Genomic DNA, 26,070 nt, shown 5'->3' on the forward strand with positions numbered 1-26,070 from the left:
TGATTTGTGTTTTGTTTATTTTCTAACTTTGCCATTCTTATGAGCGAAACAATTATTTTAGGAATTGAGTCATCTTGCGACGACACTTCTGCTGCAATTATCAAAGGAAATCAAATTTTATCCAACATTGCTGCCAACCAATCTATTCATAATGAATATGGCGGCGTTGTGCCAGAGTTAGCTTCCAGAGCGCATCAGCAAAACATAATTCCTGTGGTTACAAAGTCTTTTTCAAAAGCAAATATACAACAAAATGATATTTGCGCCATAGGTTTTACACGAGGACCAGGACTTTTAGGTTCACTTTTGGTCGGAACCTCCTTTGCTAAATCTTTGGCAATGAGTCTCAATGTACCTTTAATTGAAGTTAACCACTTACAAGCACACATTTTGGCGCACTTTATCGACGACGCTAATCCTACACCACCGAAGTTTCCTTTTTTGTGTTTAACCGTTAGTGGTGGACATACGATGATTGTTTTGGTGAAGGACTATTTCGATATGGAAATTATCGGAAAAACAATTGACGACGCCGCTGGCGAAGCTTTTGATAAAATCGGAAAAATATTTGACCTCGATTATCCTGCGGGACCAATCATTGATAAACTCGCTAAAGAAGGCAATCCAGACGCTTTTCAGTTTAACAAGCCAAAACTAGACAATTATGATTATTCGTTTAGCGGTATTAAAACTTCTGTTTTGTATTTCATTCAAAAAGAGATTAAGAAAAACCCGAATTTTATCCAAGAGAATCTAAATGATCTTTGTGCATCGATACAAAAAGCGATTATTGAAATCTTGATGAAGAAATTAGAAAAAGCGGCAAAAGATCTTAACATCAAAGAAGTTGCAATTGCTGGCGGTGTTTCAGCTAACTCTGCTTTGCGTCAAGCAATGCAAGCGAATCAGGAGAGATTAGGTTGGAACATCTACATCCCGAAATTTGAATACACAACCGACAACGCTGCGATGATTGCAATGGTTGCAAAGTTAAAATACGAGCGGGGCGAATTCACCGACCTACGTACAACTGCAACTTCAAAGTATGATTTGTAGTCATTTTTCCTAAAAAGATGAAGCCAGAAATAATCTTGCTTTTTATTTTATGCTTTTGCATATCTTGTCAAAAAAGCGACGAGCAAAATATTTGCGACAACATTCTTACACAGGTTATTGATTCTAAATCAATAAATACTTACAACTGCAATAATGAAAAAGATGTTGGTGAAGAAAAAACAATTTTCGTGAATGAAAATTTAGGAAATTACGTTGAAAATGATTTAGAATTTATTCCAAAAAATTACACAACCGACAAAACTAAGTCTCAAAAAATCAGTATTAATCAAAACAATACTAATCTTTTAAAACTAAAAAGCTTAGCAGACATTCCAAAAGTTGAAAACAGAGACCAGTATTTATCGTCGCTCAAAAATTACTATGGAACTTTCAATTTTGGAAATCTATATTTGGATAAAAACCATGAAAATGCAATAATTCCTTTATATTATAGTTGCAATTCGCATAGTACAACTTCCTATTTACTTTATCTAAAAAAAGTAAACAAAAATTGGAAAATCATCCATGTAAAACAACTTTGGATTTCGTAAACATTTGAATTTTAGAAAAGACAACATGAAGATTGAAATACTAAATCGATTAGAAAAAGAAGTTTTTGAAAAAATTGGTTATAAAATTTCTGATTTAGAACAAGATAATGAATGTGAGGAGTATTTGGGATATAATTTTCGAGTTAAAGATTTTAATATAAAATTTCGAAAAGCAAAAGTTACTCCCAAAAAAGTTGGCCAATTTGTAACCCTTTGGAAAAGAAATCCACAAGGCGAAACCGAAGCTTTTAATACTAATGATGATTTTGATTTCTACATCATTGCATCAGAATCTGAAAATCGTTTCGGCATTTTTTTATTTCCAAAATTGGCTTTAGTAAAAAATAAAATTCTTTCCACGGAAAACGCAGAAGGAAAAAGAGGTTTTAGATTATATCCTGTTTGGGATCTTCCGACCAACAAACAAGCGGAAAAAACCAAGCTTTGGCAATCAGAATTCTTTGTTAATTTTGCGGACAGCAAGGATAAGATTTTAAACCAAATAAATAGAATTTTTGATTTTAAGTAATCTCTAAAACATTTCTCAATTGCGCATTTTTAAGTAATTTTGTTCTTCCGAAAATGCTTCTAAATTTAACATCTAATACACCACAATGAAACTTTTCTACGGCGATATATTTCCTGAAATCAAAATTAACGAAGAAGAACAGCAACACATCACCAAAGTGCTTCGCATAAGAGAAGGCGAAGAAATCTATTTGACTGATGGTTTGGGAAATTTGGCTTTTGGAACTTTAAAATTGGAAGGTAAAAAAGCAAGTTTGGACGTTATTGAAATCAAAGAAAAACAAACAGAATTTGCACCAAAACTTCATATTGCGATTGCGCCAACCAAGAACATCGACCGCATCGAATTCTTTATTGAAAAGGCAACAGAAATGGGCATTTCGGAGATTACTTTAATTAACACCGAAAAGACGGAAAGAAAAAACCTTAACATTGACAAACTGAGAAAGCAAAGCATTGCGGCGTCCAAGCAGAGTTTGAGATTTCACTTTCCTGTGTTAAATGATTTGACGAAGTTTTCTGATTTTATAAAAATATTGAATCCAGAAACAAGTTTCGTAGCGCATTGCCATGAAAATTTGGAACGAATGGATTTAAAAACAATTCAAAATTCTAATTTACAAAGCGTTACATTTCTCATTGGACCAGAAGGTGACTTTTCGGAAAAAGAAATCCAAATGCTTGCTGACAAAGGCATCAAAGCAGTCAGTCTTGGACATCAGCGTCTAAGAACCGAAACCGCAGGAATTTTTGTAGCCGCTTGGAATTACAATTTGTCGATAAAATAGTTTTAAGAAAAAACTAAAAACTTAAAAGATAATTTGTAAGGTTTTGATTCTCGTCGATTCCTAATTTTTTACGCAATCTGTGACGTGCAATCGTAATGCTGTTATAGCTTTGTTGCGTGATGGCAGAAATTTCTTTACTAGAAAGATTCATTTTTAGAAAAGCACAAAGTCGAATTTCATTTCGGGTTAAATCTGGATATTTTGCTAATAATTTTTTATAAAAATCTTCATGCGTTTCTTTGAAGAGTTTTTCGAACTCGCCATCATTAAAACGTCCAGGATTATTCTTAAGATCGCCAATAATCTGCGTGATGAGATGTTTGGTTTTAGTACCAGAACTTTCCTTTACCTCTTGCAATCTTTTAGAAGTATTATCCAAAATTTCGCGCGTTTGGATTGCTTTCAGATTCTTTTCGGTAATCTCTCGATTCTTTTCTTCAAGTTGTGTAATTAACAGTTCGTTTTCAGCATTTCGTTTTTTGAGTTTCGTCTGTTGCAATTTGTAAAACAAAACAAAAACCAAGACCAACAAAACCAAAGCGACAAATCCTGCCAGCATCAAAATCGTGTACCGATCTTTTGCCGCAGCCAACTCATTATCCTTAGTTTTTTGACGGTATTTTAACTCCAAAATACTAATTTGATCTTTGGACTGTTGCAACAATTTTTTATCATTAAGATCTTTGGTTATATGCAGATAAAACAAAGCCGATTTTGGATCATTTTCGCTTTCGTAAATTGCCGCCAACTCTTCCGAAGTCGCTTTTTTAATCAAATCAAAACGGTGTTCATTACTTATTTTAAAAGCTTCTAAAAGATAAGTCTTCGCTTTGTTTTGGTCTTTCGCAATATTTCGATAACCATAGCCGATATTGTAATTAATTTGGGCAAGATCATAATAGCTTTTATTTTTCTTCGCGAGATCTTCTGCCAGAAAAGTATTTTTGAGCGCATTGTTAAAATCATCCAATTCGAAATAGACCAAACCAATATTTTGCAATGACATAATTTGACCAACAGTATCCTTTAACGCGACACTACTTTTGTAAGCATCTCTAAAAGTTGTAATGGCTTTATCAAATTGTTTTTCTTTATGTTCAATAACACCCAAATTATTCGAAATCCTAATACTAATTGTGTCAGGTTTGTTGGTATCTAGCTCTTTGAGTGCTTCTTGGTAAAAACTTTTTGCTTTGTCATTTTGCTTAGACAAGTTATAGACATTCCCAATACCTTTTAGTGGAATATAAAGTTTCTTGATGCCATTTTCGCGCATTACATACAATTCTTCGTTGTAATATTTAAGCGCTAAATCGTAGATTTCCTGTGAGAAGTACACTTGACCAGCAGCATCATAAAGGTCAGTAAGAATATTTGGATTTTTAACTTTGTCAGCATTTTGCAATGCATCTTCGATATATAAAATCGATTTTTGCCCATCTTTGTTTTTAAATTCCATAGCTTTTTGCACCAAACCAGAAACAAAAACTTCTTTTTCGTTTTGGTTAAGCTTCTTCTGACCATAAGCCAGAAAGCCTAAAATCAAAAACACAACAGAAATAATTTTTCGCGAAATAAACTGCATTAAAACCTCAAATAGAATACAAAGTTAGCAATAATAATATGTAATAATTTTGAATGAAAACATTTTTAACCAAAATAAAAGTAAACAGCTATAAATCAATCAGTTAACTCAATGTGAAATATTTTGAAATATATAAATTTTAAATTGTAAAGGTTTTATAAGCACCAAAAAATTGATATTAGATTTATAATTAAGTAATCTTGTATCATAATCGAAAATCCTCATTAATATGAAACGTCACTACTTATCTTTTTTATCACTGCTTGTCGGAGCAGCAGCTTTCGGACAAACACTAATCTCTGAAGGTTTTGAAAATGGAATCCCATCATCTTGGAGTATTAAAAGCACTAGCACAACTGAAACTTGGACATCAAAACCAGCAGGAACTTTCCCATACCTAAAAACAGGTTTAGCATATGTTGAAGTTGATCCCAATACTTCTATCAGTGACGAGTGGTTGATTACACCATCTTTTGATCTTTCTACAGCAACTACACCTGCAGTAGAATTTACGATTGCCGCAAATCCATATTTTTGGGTTGAGCAAGATACTTCAGATTTCTTTATTAAAATATCGACTGATAATGGAACAACTTGGACTCAAATTTGGGATAAAATGCAATACCCAAATACAACCAATGGTTTCATACCTCAAAGAATCAGAATTAACCTTGATCAATACATTGGGAAACAAAATGTAAAAATTGCCTTCCAAAACAAAGCGCACGATGTAGCTCCTGGGACGCTTATTACGGCTGTAATGCTGGATAATATTTCTGTAACAGCGAAAAGAGATCCTTACTGTGTCGCTTATTTTCCAGAAAATAAAGTTACACCTATCACCAATGTGACATTTGCAGGAATTAATAATTCAAGTTCTAACACGACTGATGGATCAGATTCTTATCAAAACTTTACCAATATTGTAGGTGAAGCAAACAAAGAACAAACTTATGAAATCCAAGTAAAAGCCAATTATGCAGGTCCTACAGCGGTATACATTACAGCTTTCATCGACTGGAATGGCAATGGAACTTTTGCTGGTCCAGAAAAAATATTCTTAGGAAAAGTACCTAGTGCATCTACACCTTTGGTAGCTAACATCACAATTCCGACGTACGCAAAACCTGGATTAACAAGAATGCGTATCATAAGCTCGAACTCTATTGCAGCATCAACACCGTGCTTTAGTGGTCAAACAACTCCTGCAGGACAAATTGAAGATTATTCACTTTTAATAAAAGGTGCTTCTGTTGACCCTGTAGATGATGGTTGTTCAATCTTCTATCCAGGTTCTTTTGAGGACGGAACACAGATGCAAAAAGGTGTTATCTCTGCTAATGATTTCGTTATCAAAGCGAACAGAACAATGGACATCAAAAAATTAGAAGTTCCAATTTCGAATACTATTAATGTTGCAGATTTAATTTTCTATAAAGATAATAATGGTCAACCAGGAGAAATTGTTAAAAAGTATAGCAATGTAGCACCATCATTACAAATCTACCAAGTTGACTCGAATGGTTCTAAAGTTTACAAAAATACTTTTGACTTACCAGAAACATTAAGCATTACAACTGGCGCAAATGATACCTTGTATTGGCTAGGAATGACAAATCCTCAAGAATCTACAGAATACAATTACTGGAATACCGCAGACGTTAGAACTAATTCTGTTGCTAAAGTATCCACTAACAATGGTGCAAGTTGGATCGCAGTAAATGTTGATGTTGACGGTGCGTTTAACCTATATGGCGATTGTTCCATGATGGGCACAACAGAAGCTAATGCGCAAAAAGCGTCTTACTTCCCGAATCCTGTAACCGATAAATTGTTTATTAAATCTAAAAAAGATATCGCGAACATTAGCATCTACAATTTTGCAGGCCAAGTTGTAAAATCTAACATCAAGCTAAACAATGAAGAGCTTAATCTAACATCATTACAAAAAGGAAATTACCTTGTGACTTTAAGTTTTGCTGATGGAAGCTCTGATAGCTTTAAAATTATCAAACAATAATTTTTCAATATTATTCTAAAAAGGCTGTTTTACATTTTGTGAGACAGCCTTTTTGCTTTATCATGGATTAAATTTAAAAACAATCAAACATACAAATACAATAAACTATGTACTATATCAAGGACAAGTTTAAAAATCGAAAAAAACAAGAAAACTCAGCAATATCCAATTTTCAAAACTCAAGAAAAAATAAGACCTTTGCAGCATGAAAAGGATTTTGTTACTTTCTGATAGCCATTCTTACATCGACGACCGAATTTTGTCCTACGCCAAAGATGTGGACGAAGTTTGGCATGCTGGCGATTTTGGAAGTATGCAAGTCATCGAAGAACTCGAAAAGCTAAAACCGCTTCGTGGTGTCTATGGCAATATCGACGAGGCCAAAATCCGAACAATTTTTCCAGAAGTCAACACTTTTATGTGCGAGGAGGTCAAAGTCCTTATGATTCATATTGGTGGTTATCCTAACAAATACACGCCACTTGCAAAAAAACATATTGCGAAAGAACAACCACAATTATTTATTTCAGGGCACTCGCATATTCTGAAAGCGATGTACGATGATAAGAATAAATTGCTACATCTTAATTCAGGCGCTTGCGGCAAGCAAGGTTGGCACAAAGTCCGCACTATGATGCGCTTCTCGATTGAAGGAAAAGAAATCAAAGATTTAGAAATTATAGAACTCGGACCAAAATGAAAATCGGCGACGCAGTAAGTATTTTAGACGACGATTTTCGTGGACACATAACATCGGTAAAACCCAATGGTTATGATGTCAAAGACGAATTTGGGTTTGTTTATTTCTTTCCAAAAGACAAAGTTTTGCCTTTAGATAAAAGTTTTTACGATGACATCCAAGTTTCTGTAAAAAAGGAAAATCTAAAACCTGTTTCTAAAAAGCATAAGAAGGAAGCATTTCGCATTGATTTACATTTCGAAAGTCTTGTCAAAAATCCGCAAGATTACGAATCTTTTGAACGTTTGATGATTCAGCGAGAAAAATTACAAGAAGCCATAGAATTTTGTAGAAAACACAAGTTAAAACGTATGATAATCATCCACGGAATTGGCGATGGTATTTTACAAAATATGGTATACGACGTCATCAAAGGCTTAGCCAATGTCGAATATGACGACGATGGATTTTTCTACCATCAATCTGGCAGCATCGAACTTATTTTTAAATAATTCAAAAAAATTAATTCATTGTGACATCATCAGGAGAATTTGCGAAAATTAAAAAATCGCCACCAAGATTTTGCATAATATCGCGCCAAAGCCCTTTATCATTAGGGAAAGTGTAATCGAGGTTATAGACATCAACCACTGTCCAATATTTATTTTTGATTTCCGTTTCCAGCTGCATTCCACCCCATCCAGAATAACCAGCAAAAACTTTCATCTGAGAAATCTCCAAATCTCCATCAACAATCGCAGCCACAACTTTTTGGATATCTTCGGTTACATAGAATTCTTCATTAATCTGACTAAAACTTTCTGTAACTGGTTTACCTTTAATGATAAAGAAAATACGGTCACGTTCCACAGGTCCACCATCATAGACTTCAACTTCAAAACCAAAAATCTCATCAAGCTTTTCACTCATCAATTTATTCTTTTTGTTGAGGATAAGTCCGAACGCACCATGCAAGTCGTGCTCTAGCAATAGCACTACAGAACGCGAAAATATATCGCCAGATGCATCAGGCGTTGAGATTAATAGTTTACCTTTGTAAGAGTTATTCATAACTCAAAACTAAGTAAAATATAATTTTTTAGCAATAATTTTTGAATCAATTGCTAATCAAATATTAATAATTCGACTATGGAAGACCTCCATCAACACAGAAAATCTTACGAGAAAGCCGAACTTACAGAAGAGCAAATCCGTGAAAACCCAATAGAACAGTTTAGAGATTGGTATCTAGATGCCGAAGAAAACCCTTTGGTGGTAGAAGCTAATGCAATGGCAATTTCAACTGTTGAAGCCGATGGATGTCCACGTACAAGAATGGTTTTGTTAAAAGCTTATAATGAGAACGGTTTTATTTTTTATACCAATTACGACAGCCGCAAAGGAAAAGCGATAGAAACAACTCACAAAGCATGTTTACATTTCTTTTGGCCAAGTCTGGAACGTCAAATTATTATTAAAGCGAATCTCGAAAAAATTGCGTCCAATCTTAGTGACGGCTACTTTCATTCGCGTCCTAGAGGAAGTCAAATCGGTGCGTTGGTTTCGCCACAGAGTCAAGAAATTCCGAACCGCGAGTTTTTAGAAAACAGACTTCACAATCTAGAAAAAGAACTCGAGGGTCAAGAAATCCCAAGACCAGAAAATTGGGGTGGTTATCTTGCGAAACCTTATGAAATCGAATTTTGGCAAGGTCGTCCAAACCGACTTCACGATAGGATTATCTACAAATTAGAAAACGAACTGGACTGGATTGTAAAAAGATTAGCGCCCTAACCGCCAAAGGATGGTGGCCAGAAAACATCGCGAAATAGCAATACAGCAAGTCCCATCAATAATACAAAATATAACATCATAAGATAACCAGCAGAATTGTCTGTTTTTATTTTCGATGTTAAAAATTTATGCGCTACAGCGACAAATAAGATGATGGATGCACCAAAATAACCCATTCCAAATACAGCAACGTAACCCCAAGGCATTCCGAGTGGCATGCCTCGGTATGCAAGATATCCCATTGCAGTAATCCCAAAAGCAATTGGAAATGCAAAGAATGAAAACCATTTCAGCGCGGTTTTATTTTTAATAATCGTCTCAAAAGGCATTTGTACAAATTCTAAAATTTTATCAGAAGCAAGGTTTTGTGGTTTGCCTGTCATAACAAACCAACATCTTTGCATTTCAAAAATTAGAAATAATGCACCAAGGAGAATGCAAAAATTGATAGTAAGTTGTGTTAGATAGTATTCTCTCATTGGTCGTTTGGTAAAATCCCGATAAAGCCCAGTCTTGTAAAATTCGTTAGTTCTCGTGATTCCACAAAATAAAATATTAAAAATTTACATCGCGAATGCATTTTTAATAAAATTTAAAAAATGGATAACAGGTTAAAGATGTTTTTTTTTCAATATACCTTTAATGATGCTAGAAGCCGTCTTTTCACATAGTTTAACAATTTTTACAAGAAGTTAACAAGCCATTTCGAATTCTAATCTGCATATTTGTTTTTAAATAAATTAATATGAGAAAACTTTTTACATTGGCAATCGCGACCATTCTTTTGGTAAGCATGTCATTTTCAGGAATTAGCAAGAAAATCATCGTTATTGATGCAGGACATGGTGGAACTGACAATGGCGCAACACACGAAGACCTTCAAGAAAAAGCAATTGTCCTCAATATTGCGAAAAAAATTAAAGAACTTAACAAAGACGAAAACATCGAAATTCTTCTGACACGCGATTCCGACAGTTATCCAAGTCTATCTGAGCGTTCTGCTTATGCTAACGATGTAAAACCAGATTTGTTAATCTCGCTCCACATGAACAAAGCCTTAAAAAACACAGATAGAAAAGGCACAGAAATCTATTATCAAAACAACGAAAATTCTAAAAATATTGCCAGTAAATTGGCTTCATCTTTTGATAATTGCTTGACCAAACATCTTAACCTTCATATACTAAGAGAAACAGCATCTCCTGCAATTTTAGTAGAACTTGGTTTCATTTCCAATGCGGATGATAGAAATTTCTATAGCAGCGAAAAAGGTCAAACCGAAACTGCTGAAAAACTTCTAAAATTCATTTCTCAAAATTAAATCTGTTTGAAAATATTATGATTATCCGTAATTGTGCTTAAGTTATTTTTTTTAACAAAGCTTGTCATTCCGACGTAGGAGGAATCTCTGAGAATGAAATGTTTGAGATTCTTCGCTCCGCTCTGAATGACATTGTTTTCTTAATTTGGGTAATTAAGCCAACAATCAAAAAAATACAAAACAGTCTTTAAAACGAGATGATTTTAAAATAAACAAAAATGCTTCCGAATAATCAGAAGCATTTTTGTATCATTAAATTTAGAAAATTTAAAATGCATAACCAAAGGCAAAACCTAAAGCAGGATAGACTTTATTAAGTTTGTTATCCAAATCCGCTGCATTACCAACGCCACCATAATATCTAAAGATAATATGAGAACCAATTGGTAATTGCTGTCCAAATTGCAACTCATTTAACCAAGATTTACCAACCGCTTCAATTTTAGTTCCGCTAAAAAGATATTTGCTTTGGAACGCCACAAATGTCCCAGCATTGTTCTTTAAAGAATGTCCTTTTTCTTCTCGACGCTCTCTCGAAATATAATAACGCAACTGACCTCTAGCAAACATACTATTGCTATTATTGGTCCATTCGTAAGAAATTCCGTTGCTCCAGAAGTCTATAATACCGCCGTAACCAATATTAACATCTACTAAGAATTTATTTGAAATAGGAATTTCCGAACCGACAGAAATACCTTGTAGTCCAAGCTCAACTTTGTAAATCTGATCCAATTTTGTTTGTGCTGAAAAGAGCTGAGAAAGGAAAATAATTCCCGAAAAAAGTAAAGTTTTCTTCATATTTGTTTTTAAGCTTTGTTAAAATTTAGGTTTGCAAAAAAAAAAAAACTGCGACTTTTAAAATTAAAATATAATTAAAAAAGTCGCAGTTTAAAATATGTTCCTAAATCCTTTCTAGAAACTCGCTTTCCAAGCTTCTAGCATTTCTGTAAATCTTGTGGATTCAAAAGTTTTATTTCTAATTTTCGAAACGGTATAAATTCCTTTTTCATCTGAAATTCGGATAATCTCATCCGATTTTTGAGACTCGAATGCGATAACTTCCGCTTCTTCAATTTCCGCCAATTTATTTTTATGAACGAAAGTCACAAAATTCTCCATCAGTGGCGAAATATAAGCACCTTCCGTTTGCTTCGGAACTTTAATCGTGTTGCCTTGCAAAAACAAAAGATTGCCATAGATACTTCTCGCAATACGTTTGTTGGGATTTAATAAAATCAAATCGTCCAAATCATTGTCCTTTGCGTAGATGCTTGCATAGATATTCTCAGGAGAATGCACGCGGATGTTGCTCAACAAATTTGCGTTGACATTAATCTCTTTAATCATATCCAACTCAATTGATGATTGGACAGACAAAGGATCTGCCATTGTAGCAACCTCAAAATAGAAAGATGTTGTCGCCTTAGGAAGATCAACATTATCTTGCTGACGATAGACCATTAGATTAATAATACCATTCTGAACGCCTTTTTCCAAAACTTCAGTTCTAAACAAGTCTTGAAAAAACTCCAAAGTGTAAGACAACGGAATGTTGAAACGCATTTTTCGCATCGACGCCATCAAAAAGAAATAAGATTCTTCTGACATAATCAAGGTCGAATTTCGAACAAAAAACGACACCCAAACCGCATCACCAAAAAGGAAAGCGCGGTTAACGGTCTGTAGATTGTTTTCTATGTACTCTAACTTTTGCATAATAATAAAAAAACAATGAACGATAAAAATCGTCCATTATAAATTAGTTTGTTTAGGCTGCACCTAATTTTATTTTAAGGTTTTCCACGAGGTTTTCCCAGTATAGACGATTCTCTTCCTCGTCGCCCTCGTCGCAGAAATCTGTAATATTAAGTGACAAATCTTCTGTCAGCTCGTCGATAACAATAGTCAACTCGAAGAAATATTTTGTCCCTTCGTCTTCTTCCCAACGAAAACGCACAAAACTCTCCGGCTTGTAACGGATTAATGTTGCTTTTTCTGCAGGTCCTCCACCCCAACTAAAGAAAAAATCATCTCCTCGCTCAACCACTTCATCGGCAAACCATTCTGACAGACCTTCCGCACTTGCTAAATACTCGTACAATATCTCTGATAGACAGTGCATATTATATTCGTAATGAACTTTCGTTTTTGCCATAAATCGTATTTATAATCAGGGCGCAATATATAAATTAATTTCTTATTTGCAAATGCTTTATGTTGCCGAAAGATAAAAAAAATGACAAAAAAATATGTTTTTTGTCATCTATTCTTTAATTCTGTAAATCTGTGATTTAATAGTTTTTATCTAATTGAAGAACCTCATCAATTGCTTCTAAAATTATGGCGCATCCTTTGGATATTTCTTCGTTCGAAATCGTCAACGGTGGCGAAATTCTTAAAAACTCATTGCGGTAAAGTTGCCAAAAAACAATCAAACCTTTTTCCATACAACGTTTGGCTACTGCAAGGGTAAATTCTGGTGTTCCCAAATCAACCGCCAGCATCAATCCTTTGCCATTTACTTTTTTAATCTGTGGATGAACAAGTAATTTTCTATAAAGTTGCTCCTTTTCGTCTGTCAAGGTCATCAAACCACTTTCTAAAACTTCCTCTAAAGTTGCCAAACTTGCTGCCGCAATTAATGGATTTCCGCCAAAAGTCGTGATATGTCCTAACTTTGGTGAGTGTGATAAACTTTCCATAATCTCGCGAGAACTCATAAACGCACCAACAGGAACGCCACCGCCCATACCTTTCCCCATCACCAAAATATCGGGAACAATGCCATAATGCTCGAATGCGAATAATTTCCCCGTTCTACCAAAGCCTGGCTGAATTTCATCTAATATTAAAAGAGCACCAACTTCTTCGCAACGCTTTTTTAAGTTGATGAAATAATTTTCGGATGGTGTGATAAATCCTGCAGCTCCTTGGATGGTTTCGACAATGACACAAGCCGTTTTTTCTGTTATCTTTTCTAAATCTGCTTGGTTATCATATTCGATGAAGTCTATCATTGGCAACAACGGACGGAATTCTCTTTTGTGAACTTCGTTTCCCGCCACACTCAAAGCACCATGTGTATTTCCGTGATATGCATTTTTGAAAGCGATAATTTCTTCCCGTCCCGTATACCTTTTCGCCAATTTTAATGCGCCGTCAATGGCTTCCGCGCCACTGTTAACCAAATAAGTTACTTCTAAAGGTTCTGGTGTTGCTTCTGCCAAAAGCTGACAAAGCTTAACAGGTGCTTCTTGTGCATATTCGCCATAGACCATCACATGAAGATATTTGTCAGCTTGGTCTTTAATTGCTTTTACAACTTTGGGATGAGAATGCCCCAATGTATTTGCCGAAACGCCTGCCACGAAATCTAAATATGCTCTTCCGTCTTTTCCGTATATGTAACTTCCTTCTGCTCTTTCTACTTCGAATCCTGCTGCATAAGGCGTTGTCTGTGCCTGATATTTAAAAAAATTGTCTTTGATATCCATAGTCTTAATCATAAGTCTTTCGGCTACAAATTTACGACCTAGTTTTTGAATTGACCGAAATTTTGGTTTTAATTGTCTTAAACTACTATTAGATTTTTTTAACCACAAAAGCTTCTAAAGGAAATGCGAAACGTAGACATTGCTTCAAGCGCAAAAAAGGATAATATAAAATATACTTTTGAAAGACATTAGGGTGCTCCGTAGGAGCACAATGTTAATAGTAGTTTTGCGGGAATCAAGTGAGCTCCGTAGGAGCGACCTTATAAATAATTAGTTCGCTCCTACAGAGCTCGCTCGAAAATTAATCCGTTTTTCTATTAACAGGAAATTCCTATGGAATTTTTGAAGCAATGGGTTTCAAATTATGTTGTTCTAACTTAGTTTGCTTTTTCATAAAGAACGGAAATTAGCTTCTGTTTTTTACCACAAAAGATGATAAAATAAAATGCAGAATTTAGGTTTCATATTAAGTTCAAAAAAGGATAATGAAATTATACTTTTGAAAGGCATTGGGGTGCTCCGTAGGAGCACAATGTTAATAGCAGTTTTGCGGGAATCATGTGAGCTCCGTAGGAGCGAGCTGTTAAATTATTAGTTCGCTCCTACGGAGCTCGCTAGAAAATTAATTCGCCTTTCTATTAACAGGCAATTCCTACGGAATTTTCTATTTGCAAAATTTCATGATGCTTTGAGCTTTGTTTATCTCTTTTCAAGTTTCAAGTTTTTTAACCATAAAAGAGACAAAAGAAGTTATGCAATTTGAGAATTGAATATAAGATCAAAAAAGGCTAAAACTTATTGTTTGGTTAAATAAAAATTTGATTTTTAGAAATGGATTTTCGGTTTGGAATTAAATCTTAAAATGGAACGCGAATATGCGCCCCGACGTAGGCGGAACTCCTTTTGCATATGGTAGCTGAGCATAGCCGAAGCGCCATATGCAAAAGAGTGGGAGCCGAAGACGGAAATGGCGCCCAAATAAAAATTCGCAAAAATAAAAAAGCCTGAAAGCATTTTGAAAACTTTCAGGCTTGGATTTTTATGTTTCCAAAACTTATCGCTTCTCGCGAACTGGCGTTTTGGGTTTGTTTTTTTCCTCTTGTTTGAGTCGTTCGGCTTCCGCTTTTTCATACAAGCTGTTATCCGATTCGTAGACTGTCTCGGGATAGTTAGGTGTATCCTCGAAGATGTCTTGATACTTCTGCGGCCTATCTTTTGTGTTCCAATTAAAGTCTGGGAAAAAGCGTTTTTCCTTGGACATAAAACTCATCGGATAGATATCGGATTGCGCACCAACACGGCAAGTCACCGTCTCTAGGCGTTTTTCGATAAAGTCAGCAGCAATCTCGCCACACACCGACACCGCAACACCGATTCTGGTAATTTCTTGTGTTGTTTCGTTTTTATCATCTGCGTAAGCGATAGATTGGGCATTTTGCACAGCGACAGCTTTTTTAATTTGTCCTTTGTCAAAATAAATTCCCATCCATTTACTTTTGATTTGATGAAACTCGTCTTTCATGTTGAGAGAATCCACCTTGCTAATCGCAAAAGCATTACCTATAACCTTGATAGAGTCGATATCTTGCGTCGTGGTATTCATATAAACCATGACTTCGTCGCCTGTCACCTGCTTGGTTCCCGTCCACAAAATTGGTTTCTTCATAAGATGCAAAATTCCGTCCGTTTCATTATAGGACAAGGAATCTGCACGCGCTTGCATATTGGTTTTGAAGATTCGTACTTTTTGATAAGCTCGTAAGAAGCTCTTTTTTTGCTTGGTAGAATCCGCTTTTTGAAAACTCAAAAACTTCTCTGCTGCAATGTACATCGAGTCTTTCTCGAAAATCTTTACCGCATACGGCTTATTGGTTATCATCGCCGAATCTTTAAGCTCGTAGATTTCTCCATAACCACCTTTTATAAAACGTTTTTCTTTGGGATCGTCAAGCTTGATGTTTCCTGTCCCTTTTCCAAAACCTGTATTTCGGTTGTAGATAAGGTCATCGCCTGTCAGAATTTTGTCGTTATAATAAATCCTAGAATTTTTTTTGAGGTGAGAAATTCCTGTTTTACCATCGTAATCTCCCAATTCTGTATAAACATAATTTCGAGGATTTGCTTTACTACGAATGGTAGTCGCCGCTAAAAACCTTGAAATCTGGGTCGCTTGATTGGTTTTGATGTTATCACTTTCGATGGTGTAGTCTTTAGCATCAATTGTAGAATGCCCTACAAAGTCAATATCCTTAGTCGTCACATAATAAGTCGCTGACTTTGTGTACATGATATTTTGACCATCGGTGATTGTTCCACCAGTATTAAAATAGGCGGTATTAGGAACACGATCGTAATAAAGTGTTTCCGTTTTGATGGTTTGCTTTGGATCTGTTAACACCACATTTTTGCGGGCTATTCCACGCTGGGTGTTTCCATCATACTCCATCTCTTCCGCTGTAATCTGCGTTCCATCAGCATTTAACAAAGTTACATTTCCAATTGCTTTTAGGAAGTTTTCTTTTTGATAGAGAACGACCTTGTCAGCAGTAAGAATAGAACCTTGATGCTCGAATTTGACATGCCCCGAAAACACCAAATTTCCTTCATATTGATCAGGCTTTACACCAGACTCATCGGAATGGATATGTTGTACTTTGGAAGCTTGCTCTTGCTGAGATTTTGGCGCAAAAAATGGGTCTCTCGGATCGCTTGTAGCAGGCGTTGTCTGCGCACCTATCCGAAGAAATCCCAAAAGGACAACTAGTAAAGTTAAAAGAAAAGTTTTGTTCATTCCTTATGACTTCTTCTGGCCATAAAAATAAAGTGAATGTGTATCTATTTTTACCCCAAAAGCTTGTTCGATAGATTCTTTAATACCTTGAATTCTTGGGTCGCAAAACTCAATAATCTCTTCAATCTCCTTGTCAGAACCTTCTTTGTAAATCACCAAATGGTCATGTTGCTTGTCAAAGTATGATTTTTCATACGATGATGAGCTTAATGTTTTTTCACCAAACTGATGCTTTCTGATTAGACCTGCGTCCAAGAAAATTTCGATAGTATTGTATATCGTCGCTTTACTAACATGATACTTCTTCTGCATCATGATTAGGTACAAGTCATCAACATTGAAGTGATGATCCAAATTGTATATTTCTTCTAATATTGTATAACGTTCAGGGGTATTTCTAAAACCTTTTTCTAAAAGGTATTGTCTTAATACATCCTTGATTGTTGTTACGTTTAGGTCTTTTTGTGTTGTTTCCATAATCGATTCGATAGACAAAATTACGATTAATTTTTGTAATGTTTGCCTTAACTCAATTTCTAGACTTTTTTGATTTTGTCATGTACATAACCTTGCTCCAATAATGGTGCCGACTCTACAACCACGTTGTGCGAGGCTACACCGTATGCTTGGAAGTCACTACTTCCCATTTTTCTAACGAAATTATAAACATTCATGATCATTTTGTCACGGATATTTAATAAATAATCGTTGATATAGAGGTTATCAATAATAACATATTTGAGGTCAGGTGGTATGTTATGCGCTCGCAAAGACGGATAACTGCTCTTCGACGGAATCATACCATCATCCATCATATCATCCAAGACTTGCCCAAAGTAATCGCTAATTTTTCTATCAATTTTAAATCCTAACTGGAAGTTAATTTTATAAATCGTACCAGGCAGAATTTCTTCAAGATGATATTTGAAAGTATAAGGTTCTTCTTGATTAATAACACTTAGGATAAAATAATGGTCGGCGCGTTTTGGCTGCGACTTAATAATTGAATAAATAATCTTCGACTCTACTTCATCATCTTTTTGTGCACGACTAAAGAATGCAAGATTGGTAGCATATTTCGGAATAGTGTCATCCAACTTCATATCCATAATAGTCGACACATAATTTTTGAGCTTCACAAACTTTACAAATTGTGTTTTTATCTTTCTACCATTATACCAACCATACATGCAAATTCCGATAAAGCCTGCCAGTAATACTGAAATCCAACCACCTTCGAAGAATTTGATAATGTTAGCACTAAAGAATCCTAATTCTATAATTAAGTAAGTTAAACCAAATAAAGCAATCCAAATTTTTGGTGTTCTGGTTTTGAAGAACCAAAATATCAACAAAATAGTTGTCATCAACATTGTCACCGTAATCGAAAGTCCATAAGCAGCTTCCATTCTACCTGATTCTTTGAAGAAAATCACGATAAGCGCACACATAATGAAAATCCCCCAGTTGATTCTAGGGATGTACATTTGCCCTTTAACCCCAGATGGATAATCAATTTTTTGATTTGGCCAAAGATTAATAGACATTGCTTCCGAGAACATGGTAAAGGCTCCTGTAATAACCGACTGACTGGCAATAATCGCTGCAGACGTCGCAATAATAACCCCTGGTAAAATAAACCAATCTGGCATAATCCCAAAGAAAGGATTTTTACCATTAAATACTTCATGATAATTATTTAAAAGCCAAGCACCTTGCCCCAAATAATTAAGAATTAGCATCGCTTTTACAAAAATCCAAGACACACGGATATTGCTTTTTCCGCAGTGTCCAAGGTCAGAGTACAAAGCTTCTGCACCCGTGGTACAAAGGAAAACCGCGCCTAGAATAACGATTGCCGACGGCGAATTGTATATCAGTTTTATCGCATAGATTGGGTTAAAAGCTTTCAAAATATATGGCGCATCCAACAAATGGTAAACCCCTAAAGCTCCCAATGTCAAAAACCAAATTACCATTACTGGACCGAAAAACTTACCAATAAAACTTGTTCCAAATTGTTGAACAATGAAAATCACAAACAAAATAGCAAGCGTAATAGGCACTACTGGCGGTTTGTGCACCACAAGCTCTAGACCTTCAATAGCTGACATCACGGTAAGCGATGGTGTAATAATACTATCTGCCACCAGCGCAGAAGCACCAATAATAGCGATAACATATAGCCATTTTTTACGAATACGTTTTACCAAAGAATAAAGAGAAAGTATTCCACCTTCTCCTTTGTTGTCCGCTCGAAGCGCAATAACGACATATTTAATCGTTGTTTGTAAAGTAATTGTCCAGATAATACAAGACAACGCTCCTTCGATATATTCCTCAGAAATAAATCCTCCAGCTTTACCAGCATTAATAATGGCTTTCATCACGTACAAAGGCGATGTACCGATATCACCGAATACAATACCCAGCGAAACAATAACGCCTAGAAAAGAAAGCTTTTTGATGTCAATATGACTACTTGAAGATTGTGACATTGTTTTAAAAAAATAAAGTGCAAATTTAGATTATTTTAGATATGAAAATCGATATACCTCTTGTTTTTATTCATTAAAAATAAGCCTCATTTCATATATTTAAAAAAAGACCAAAACTTTCTGTTTTTCAAATAGTTAAAATCAAATTCATTCTCATAAGCTTCTCTCTCAAAAGAAATTGACCGATAGGCTTGATACGAATTTTTTAAATAAATAAAGCGCAAAATGTATTCTGTAACATATAAAAAATAAAAAGGAAGGATTAATAATTCTAATTGTTGACGGAGATGTATCTTCTCATGATTAACTAAAACTGGGTTATCACGATCTTCTTTTCTTTGCAGAATAATAAAAGGAAACAACGTAATCCCTGAAATTTTCATACTTTTGAGAAAAGTTCTTAATACAACTATCATATATCAAAGATATATTTTTTGAAAACAATTTAACCTATGTCCAAAATTGAAATCAAAGAAAATGAAGACTTTTATTATAACGAGCAAGGTTACAAAGTTTTTACAGCAAAATTTCATTTAAAAAGAGGTTACTGTTGCAAAAACGGATGCAGACATTGTCCTTATGGTTATGATAAAAAAACGGACACATTTTCTAAAGTTAAAAAAAACAGCGACCAACAATGAAAAAATATCTTTTTATTTTAGGCTTAGCAGTAGCAGGATTGGTAACCTCTTGTAGCCCTTTTCAGGTAAGATCAGATTATTCTGCAACCGCAAATTTTACGGATTACAAAACTTATTTGTTCCGTACAGATGATTTGAAACTAAACGACCTTGACAAAGATCGTGTACTAAACGAATTGGCAAAGCAGGTACAAAGCAAAGGTCTAACAGCATCGCAGACGCCAGACATCATTATCAATGTTAAGGCATCACACAAAAAAGTCCAAGATATCCAATCGTCATCACCTTATGGAATGTATGGTTACTATGGCGGACCTTATGGTTGGGGTGTTGGGATGAACAGAACTTGGACCAGCAATTACAACAGTGGAACTATCGTTGTGGATATGGTAGATGCAAAAACCAATAAATTGGTTTGGCAAGGTGTCGGAAGTGGCATTTCGGTAGATTCTCCAAAATCTAAACAAAAACAAATCCCAGAAGTGGTTGCCGAAATCATGGCCAACTACCCTCCTCAAAAAGGAAAATAAAATTTTAGAATATAATTCTATAAAGCATTATAAAGCTTCGAGTTGTTTCGAAGCTTTTTTTATTTAAGAAAATATTTCGTCAACCTACTTAGACTTCGTGTTTATTTTAACATGAACTAAAATTTAAATTACTTTCATAAAGCTTTTTTTATTAGCTTTGCGATAAGCAATATACTTCGTAAGGAGTTAGATTAAAAATCTCAACAAGACTACAAAGGATATTGCCAAAACTAAAAACAAAAACTAACCATTAAAATTTCAAATTATGAGAAATCTACATTTCCTTGTGGGATTGTTGATGCTATTCAGCATGTCCACATTCGCAAAACAAATCGACGAAAGCACAGCAAAACAAGTTGGCGAATCTTTTTTTGTTAATTCTAAAAAGCTTTCAAAATCCAAGGTTAACCTAAATCTTGTTTACAAATCAAAAGCTAGTGCAGGGAAAAGCCAATCCAATTTTTTCTATGTTTTTAACAACTCAACAGACGGCTTTGTTATTGTAGCAGCAGACGATAATGTTACACCTATTTTGGGATATTCAACAGAAGGAAAATTTAATGTAAACGACATTCCTATTAATACAAAAGAGTGGTTTGATAATTATAAGCTTCAAATTCAATATGTGATTGACCACAACATTCCTGCTTCACAAAAGATTAAAACAGAATGGGCTAACTATATTAACAATATTGCTATTGATAATAAAACAACGAGTGTCAATCCATTACTTACAACAAAATGGAATCAATCTCCTTATTATAACGATGCTTGTCCTTATGATACCGATTTGGCACAGAAGTCTGTCACTGGCTGTGCTGCGACCGCAATGTCACAGATTATGAAATTTTGGAATTATCCTGCAAAAGGCACTGGATTTTACGCCTACAATCATCTGAAATTTGGGACAATTTCTTCTAATTTTAGCGAGCATTCTTATGACTGGAACAGCATGCCTAATGTTGTAACGAGTGCCAATCCTGCTGTTGCTCAACTTAATTATGATGCCGGTGTTAGCCTCAGTATGGATTATAGCCCAGTTGAAAGTGGTGCACATATCCGAAGTGTACAGGATCCTAATATGTTTAGTTTTGATTATGTACTTAAAAACTATTTTGGCTACAAAAATACTTTAGCTACTAAGGAACGAAAAAACTACAACAGCGCAACATGGCTTAATTTGTTAAAAACAGAGTTAGATGCAGGTCGACCAATTCTCTATATTGGTGTTGGTAATAATGGCGGGCATGCATTTGTATGTGATGGTTACGATAATAATAATTTATTACATTTTAACTGGGGATGGGGTGGACAAGCTGATGGCTATTTTGTTGTAGATCAACTCAATCCTGGAAGATACAACTTCTCCGACTTTCAACTTGCAGTTATTGGTGTAGAGCCCAAACCAACGCCTGCTACAGACTACAAGTTAGAAATATTTAGCCACACCCCAACTTTATCAAGCACAGAAATCCCTTTTGGAGATAACTTTTCGATAACAACAGACATGGTAAACTATGGAACAGCTAGTTTCGATGGAAGTTATGGTGCAGCTATTTATGACAGCAACAACAACTTCATTGACTTTTTAGAGGTCAAAACAGCAACTACTTTAATGCCTTTTTATTATCAAACAGGAATAAAATTCAATAAAACGTCATCTACCACATTAATGCCTGGCGACTATTTTGCTAGTATTTTGAGCAGAGCAAATAACGATGGCTGGAAATTTATAGAGCCTCGTAGTTACAGCAACAAGGTTCCTTTCAAAATTAAACATAGTGCTGATATAGAAACAAATTCTGCATTTAGTATCACCAATAACAACGGAAAATTATTGCGCGGAGAACCGGTAAGTATTAATGTTGATATCACAAACAAAGGCAATAGTACATATTACGGCAAATACCAGTTACAATTACTTAACAAAAACGACGGATCTATTGCACAAGTTATCCAAACTGTAGACGAAACCAGCGGCTTACCAAGCAACCAACATTATACTGGTGGAAAAAACTTCGCTGGAACTATTACCGCTCAAAATGGAAGCTATCTATTGAACATTGTATATCAACCTGAAAACTCTAACACTTGGACTCTAGCTGGTAGCACGAGTTTTAAAAACCCAATCGAAGTCATAGTGCAGAAAAAGCCTTTAGCTCCAGATCAATATGAAGTCAATGATAAAGTGGAACAAGCAACTAATTTACCCGTAGTATTTAATAACAATCAGGCTATTATTGCTACAACTAATTCCAATTTTCACAATGATGAGGACGAAGATTATTATAAAGTCAATTTAGATCCTGGTTATAAATACACAATTACTCCAAGTCTTCAAGACATTTCCTTTAGTAAAGATGCTACCGTATATACTGCTTCGGTAATATATGCTTACTCTACAAATGGTGGTGGAGACTGGTCAAAAATTACTACATCCGAAGAAGCCTCTCCCGAAATCATACTTAACAATGGCGGAACTTTAATTTTTGCTGTAAATCAAATGCTCCCAGGTCTAGACGGGACATATTTATTTGATATAGCCATTAACAGAGAAGCAACATTGGCAACCAATAATTCTGTTAGCAATATGGATAACATAAAGCTATATCCAAATCCAGCTAAAGATTTTGTGAATGTTGATTTGTCAAGTATTAAAGAAAAAGTTATTGGATTTAGCATTATTAATAATGCTGGACAAGTTGTAAAAAACATTCCATCAACCAATGATAAAATCACCAAAATATCTTTACAAGGTCTTGTTAAAGGACTTTATTACATCCAAATAGAAACTGAAAAAGACAAAATATCAAAAAAGATCATTGTCCAATAACACCAAATAATTAATATCAATAAGCTTCGAGTTGTCTCGAAGCTTTTTTTATTTAAGAAAATATTTCGTCAACCAGATGATGTATTCAATTAGTTCAATTTCAGCATTAATAAGTAAAAAAACATAAGATTAAAAAAATCAAGAAAATAAACTATAGTAATAAACACTTTTTAAGATTACTACCAACAAGCCAAAACAAATCATTAAAAACAACAAACCAAAAGAATAAAATTAATATCAAATAAATTACATAAAATATTTATTATTAAATTTATAATAAATATCACTGCTTTTAATTACGGATACACCACTTCAATTGCATAACTTTAGGATATTTAAAATCTTTAATTTAAACCCTAAGATTATGAGCAAAAAACTAAGCATTAAAGCAATTTTAGCATTGTCAATTTTGGCAACTTCTAGTTTAACATCTTATCTAGATGCTTGCACAAGATTGGTTTACAAAGGTCCCGAAAATACAGTTATCACCGCAAGATCAATGGACTGGAAAGATGAAATAGATGCCAATATTTGGGCTTTCCCTAGAGGTATCGAACGTAATGGAAATGTTGGAAAAAATTCAGTGAAATGGACTTCGAAATACGGAAGCCTTATCACAAGTGCGTGGGATATTGCAACGACTGACGGCATCAACGAAAAAGGATTGGTGGCTAATGTACTTTGGCTGGTTGAAAGCCAGTATCCGAAATTTAATCCAGAAGGCAAAGACAAAGGCATCACTATTTCTGCTTGGGCGCAATATGTTTTGGATAATTTTGAATCAGTTAAGGAGGCCGTAAATGAACTTAAAAAAGAAGAATTCGTGATTGTCTCAGATTATATCCCAGGAACAACGAAGTTCACAACGCTTCATCTTTCTTTATCGGACGCTTCTGGCGACAATGCGATTTTCGAATATGTGAATGGAAAACTCATGATTCACCATGATGCTTCCTACACTGTAATGACCAACTCGCCGACCTTTGACGAGCAACTTGCTATCAACAAATATTGGTCAAACATTCCTGGGACTATTGTCTTGCCTGGCACCAACAAAGCTGCTGACCGATTTGCTAGAGCAGCTTACTATATCAAAGCTATTCCTCAAACCAGCGATGTTCGTAACTCGATAGCTAGCGTATTTAGTGTTATTAGAAACTGCTCGGTACCTTATGGCATTTCATCAGAAACAGAACCCAATATTTCTTCAACAAGATGGCGCTCAGTAGCGGATCAAAAAAATCTGGTTTACTATTTCGAAACCATAAAAACGCCAAATACATTTTGGGTAGACCTTAAGAAACTTGACTTCAGCAAAAACGCACCTGTCAAACGTCTAAGTCTCAGCAAAAATGAAACTTACGCAGGCGAAACATCCAAAATATTCGTACCTGCAAAAGCCTTTACTTTCATAGGAATTTAATTGTTTTAACTTTATGAGAGCCTGTTTAATATAAATTGTATCACCACAGAAATGAGCATCACCAGTTTGATATACGTAATTAAAAAATATCATCAACTGGAATCTGCCTAGCTATTTTAATTATATTTCTGAAGTTTTAGAATACTTAATTCAAGTAGAAAAGCAAACAACAAATCGCTTTCTGAGACATAACTTAAACAGGCTCTTTAACTTGACCTTAGCTTTAAAAATCTATTTCATCTGATAAGTATAGACATTGTAAGGAAGCAACTTCCCTGCAAAATACCTTGAAATAATACTAGCCATCAAAATCGGAAAAAACAAAACATAGGCATTTGGCGCAAGATTACATACCAAAAACAAAGCTGTAAATGGTGCATAGATAGAAGCAGACAAGGTTGCCGCAGCACCTACCAACATAAAATTGAGATAGATTAAGGAAGTTCCGAAATAATTATTGCAAACATAAGCAAACAAAAATCCCAAAAATGCGCCAACAACAATACTTGGTGCAAATACTCCACCGTCGCCACCAGCTCCCAAAGTTAACGCGGAAGCCAAAGGCTTCAATAACACCAAAGATAATAAAAATACTACTGAAAAATCTTTTGGATGCTCTAACAAAGGCGAAAGCGCATGATAGCTATCACCATACAAAAAAGGAAATGATAACAGCATTAATCCCACCGCAACAGCGCCTAGATTAACTCTTACAAAATTATTATTAATGCCAGAGAAAAAGCTTTTTAGTCGTGTCACCAATAATGTAAAATAAACAGACAAGCAACCACTTAACAAACTTAAAATAACAAAAAATGGAAGTGCCGACCATTTCCATTCGGTAATTTTAAAATTAAGAAAAACCTCAGGTTTTATCATCAACAAGAAAACCCACGATACCAATGCAGCTGTTGTACAACTTATAAAAATACTCTTTGACAACTTTTTCGCGATAACTTCAACAGCAAAAAGCCAGCCTACAATCGGGCTTCCAAAAAGTATCGAAACGCCCGCAACCACACCTGCGCAAATCAACTCCAATTTGTATAGATTGGGCGAAAATCGTTTTTGATACATATTATTTCCAATCGTTGCACTTGCAACTACCGTCGAAACCTCAATACCAGTCGACCCTCCAAATATCACAGTCAAAAAACCATTAACAAAATGCGAAGGTATTTTAAACAGTGGCAAATGATCTTTCCTATGATCAACAGTTTTATAGATTTCGGAAATCCCTTTGTTCTTTCTATTTTTAAACAAATACTTCCTTAAAAAATAAATACTGGTTATTCCAATTGTGGGAAAAATAACAAACAATACCTTTTTCTCGTAAGCCAAATCATACAAAAACTCCTGACAATGGACAGTAATATATTTTAGCAACCAAGCCATACTTGCAGCCAAAACACCAACAACCAAACTCATTACAATTAACCTAAAATAAAAATGCTGCTTTACTTTTTGTCTATCCATACCCAAATTTCTAATTACAAAAGTAAGAGATAGCTAGAATTTTCAGGGTGTTTATTCTA

General features: G+C 34.9%; 25 protein-coding genes. 13 read left to right on the plus strand and 12 right to left on the minus strand.

Features of this window, described 5'->3' with window-relative positions; genetic code table 11:
* The first annotated feature begins 39 nt into the window (after positions 1–39).
* The 4 genes from tsaD (at position 40) to Q1V95_RS07055 (ending at position 2,923) form a co-directional block, all read left to right on the plus strand.
* A complete protein-coding gene (tsaD, locus tag Q1V95_RS07040) occupies positions 40–1,056 on the plus strand; it encodes a tRNA (adenosine(37)-N6)-threonylcarbamoyltransferase complex transferase subunit TsaD (protein ID WP_300672127.1) in 1,017 nt (338 codons plus the stop codon).
* Between the two features lie 17 nt (positions 1,057–1,073).
* Positions 1,074–1,607, plus strand: coding sequence for a hypothetical protein (locus tag Q1V95_RS07045; protein WP_300672129.1), 534 nt, complete (start codon positions 1,074–1,076; stop codon positions 1,605–1,607).
* A 25-nt stretch (positions 1,608–1,632) separates the two neighbouring features.
* Positions 1,633–2,136: a MepB family protein gene (locus Q1V95_RS07050; RefSeq protein WP_300672131.1), complete on the plus strand. Its 504-nt coding sequence runs from the start codon at positions 1,633–1,635 to the stop codon at positions 2,134–2,136.
* A gap of 85 nt (positions 2,137–2,221) precedes the next feature.
* Positions 2,222–2,923 carry an RsmE family RNA methyltransferase gene (locus Q1V95_RS07055; RefSeq protein WP_300672133.1) on the plus strand — a complete coding sequence of 234 codons (702 nt, stop codon included), beginning with the start codon at positions 2,222–2,224 and terminating at the stop codon, positions 2,921–2,923.
* Between the two features lie 13 nt (positions 2,924–2,936).
* On the opposite strand, the gene Q1V95_RS07060 is transcribed toward Q1V95_RS07055, so the two are convergent.
* Positions 2,937–4,475: a tetratricopeptide repeat protein gene (locus Q1V95_RS07060; protein WP_300672135.1), complete on the minus strand. Its 1,539-nt coding sequence runs from the start codon at positions 4,473–4,475 to the stop codon at positions 2,937–2,939.
* Positions 4,476–4,737: 262 nt separating this feature from the next.
* On the opposite strand from Q1V95_RS07060, the gene Q1V95_RS07065 reads away from it, so the two are divergent.
* From Q1V95_RS07065 to Q1V95_RS07075, 3 genes are all read left to right on the plus strand, one after another.
* On the plus strand, positions 4,738–6,528 hold the full coding sequence (locus Q1V95_RS07065) for a GEVED domain-containing protein (protein WP_300672137.1): 1,791 nt from the start codon (positions 4,738–4,740) through the stop codon (positions 6,526–6,528).
* A 205-nt stretch (positions 6,529–6,733) separates the two neighbouring features.
* Positions 6,734–7,228 (plus strand): metallophosphoesterase family protein, encoded by a 495-nt coding sequence (locus tag Q1V95_RS07070; protein ID WP_300672140.1) that lies wholly within the window; start codon positions 6,734–6,736, stop codon positions 7,226–7,228.
* Positions 7,225–7,719, plus strand: coding sequence for a Smr/MutS family protein (locus Q1V95_RS07075; RefSeq protein WP_300672142.1), 495 nt, complete (start codon positions 7,225–7,227; stop codon positions 7,717–7,719). The genes Q1V95_RS07070 and Q1V95_RS07075 overlap by 4 nt, the downstream gene beginning before the upstream one ends.
* 10 nt (positions 7,720–7,729) lie before the next feature.
* On the opposite strand, the gene Q1V95_RS07080 is transcribed toward Q1V95_RS07075, so the two are convergent.
* Complete coding sequence (locus tag Q1V95_RS07080) at positions 7,730–8,278, minus strand: YqgE/AlgH family protein (RefSeq protein WP_300672144.1); 549 nt, start codon at positions 8,276–8,278, stop codon at positions 7,730–7,732.
* Between the two features lie 78 nt (positions 8,279–8,356).
* On the opposite strand from Q1V95_RS07080, the gene pdxH reads away from it, so the two are divergent.
* The gene (pdxH, locus tag Q1V95_RS07085; protein WP_300672146.1) at positions 8,357–9,001 is read left to right on the plus strand and encodes a pyridoxamine 5'-phosphate oxidase; all 645 of its coding nucleotides are present in this window, start codon (positions 8,357–8,359) and stop codon (positions 8,999–9,001) included.
* Here the strand turns inward: pdxH and Q1V95_RS07090 are convergent.
* A complete protein-coding gene (locus Q1V95_RS07090) occupies positions 8,998–9,384 on the minus strand; it encodes a hypothetical protein (RefSeq protein ID WP_300672148.1) in 387 nt (128 codons plus the stop codon). The two genes, pdxH and Q1V95_RS07090, sit on opposite strands and share 4 nt — an antisense overlap.
* A 362-nt stretch (positions 9,385–9,746) precedes the next feature.
* Between Q1V95_RS07090 and Q1V95_RS07095 the strand changes: the two genes are divergently transcribed.
* Positions 9,747–10,322 carry an N-acetylmuramoyl-L-alanine amidase gene (locus tag Q1V95_RS07095; protein WP_300672150.1) on the plus strand — a complete coding sequence of 192 codons (576 nt, stop codon included), beginning with the start codon at positions 9,747–9,749 and terminating at the stop codon, positions 10,320–10,322.
* A gap of 267 nt (positions 10,323–10,589) precedes the next feature.
* Here the strand turns inward: Q1V95_RS07095 and Q1V95_RS07100 are convergent, their stop codons facing one another.
* The 8 genes from Q1V95_RS07100 to Q1V95_RS07135 all read right to left on the minus strand — a co-directional run bounded on the left by Q1V95_RS07100 (position 10,590) and on the right by Q1V95_RS07135 (position 19,524).
* Positions 10,590–11,123: a hypothetical protein gene (locus Q1V95_RS07100; protein ID WP_300672152.1), complete on the minus strand. Its 534-nt coding sequence runs from the start codon at positions 11,121–11,123 to the stop codon at positions 10,590–10,592.
* A gap of 114 nt (positions 11,124–11,237) precedes the next feature.
* A complete protein-coding gene (locus Q1V95_RS07105) occupies positions 11,238–12,041 on the minus strand; it encodes an aminotransferase class IV (RefSeq protein WP_300672154.1) in 804 nt (267 codons plus the stop codon).
* A gap of 52 nt (positions 12,042–12,093) precedes the next feature.
* A complete protein-coding gene (locus Q1V95_RS07110; protein ID WP_300672155.1) occupies positions 12,094–12,480 on the minus strand; it encodes an START-like domain-containing protein in 387 nt (128 codons plus the stop codon).
* A gap of 136 nt (positions 12,481–12,616) precedes the next feature.
* Positions 12,617–13,813, minus strand: coding sequence for an aspartate aminotransferase family protein (locus Q1V95_RS07115; protein ID WP_300672203.1), 1,197 nt, complete (start codon positions 13,811–13,813; stop codon positions 12,617–12,619).
* Between the two features lie 1,060 nt (positions 13,814–14,873).
* Positions 14,874–16,610, minus strand: a complete 1,737-nt coding sequence (locus Q1V95_RS07120; protein WP_300672157.1) for an OstA-like protein — start codon at positions 16,608–16,610, stop codon at positions 14,874–14,876.
* 3 nt (positions 16,611–16,613) lie between these two features.
* Positions 16,614–17,087 (minus strand): transcriptional repressor, encoded by a 474-nt coding sequence (locus tag Q1V95_RS07125; RefSeq protein ID WP_300672159.1) that lies wholly within the window; start codon positions 17,085–17,087, stop codon positions 16,614–16,616.
* Positions 17,088–17,146: 59 nt separating this feature from the next.
* Positions 17,147–19,108 carry a KUP/HAK/KT family potassium transporter gene (locus tag Q1V95_RS07130; protein ID WP_300672161.1) on the minus strand — a complete coding sequence of 654 codons (1,962 nt, stop codon included), beginning with the start codon at positions 19,106–19,108 and terminating at the stop codon, positions 17,147–17,149.
* An 86-nt stretch (positions 19,109–19,194) separates the two neighbouring features.
* Complete coding sequence (locus Q1V95_RS07135) at positions 19,195–19,524, minus strand: hypothetical protein (protein WP_300672163.1); 330 nt, start codon at positions 19,522–19,524, stop codon at positions 19,195–19,197.
* 36 nt (positions 19,525–19,560) lie between these two features.
* On the opposite strand from Q1V95_RS07135, the gene Q1V95_RS07140 reads away from it, so the two are divergent.
* The 4 genes from Q1V95_RS07140 (at position 19,561) to Q1V95_RS07155 (ending at position 24,535) form a co-directional block, all read left to right on the plus strand.
* Positions 19,561–19,749: a DUF5522 domain-containing protein gene (locus Q1V95_RS07140; RefSeq protein WP_300672165.1), complete on the plus strand. Its 189-nt coding sequence runs from the start codon at positions 19,561–19,563 to the stop codon at positions 19,747–19,749.
* Complete coding sequence (locus Q1V95_RS07145; RefSeq protein ID WP_300672167.1) at positions 19,746–20,279, plus strand: DUF4136 domain-containing protein; 534 nt, start codon at positions 19,746–19,748, stop codon at positions 20,277–20,279. The genes Q1V95_RS07140 and Q1V95_RS07145 overlap by 4 nt, the downstream gene beginning before the upstream one ends.
* 265 nt (positions 20,280–20,544) lie before the next feature.
* The gene (locus Q1V95_RS07150; RefSeq protein WP_300672169.1) at positions 20,545–23,112 is read left to right on the plus strand and encodes a thiol protease/hemagglutinin PrtT; all 2,568 of its coding nucleotides are present in this window, start codon (positions 20,545–20,547) and stop codon (positions 23,110–23,112) included.
* 364 nt (positions 23,113–23,476) lie between these two features.
* Positions 23,477–24,535: a linear amide C-N hydrolase gene (locus Q1V95_RS07155; RefSeq protein ID WP_300672171.1), complete on the plus strand. Its 1,059-nt coding sequence runs from the start codon at positions 23,477–23,479 to the stop codon at positions 24,533–24,535.
* Between the two features lie 231 nt (positions 24,536–24,766).
* Here Q1V95_RS07155 and Q1V95_RS07160 read toward each other — a convergent pair whose 3' ends face one another.
* Positions 24,767–26,011 carry a chloride channel protein gene (locus Q1V95_RS07160; protein ID WP_300672173.1) on the minus strand — a complete coding sequence of 415 codons (1,245 nt, stop codon included), beginning with the start codon at positions 26,009–26,011 and terminating at the stop codon, positions 24,767–24,769.
* Positions 26,012–26,070: the final 59 nt, after the last annotated feature.

The sequence above is a fragment of the Soonwooa sp. genome, assembly GCF_030151385.1.
Taxonomy (GTDB): domain Bacteria; phylum Bacteroidota; class Bacteroidia; order Flavobacteriales; family Weeksellaceae; genus Soonwooa.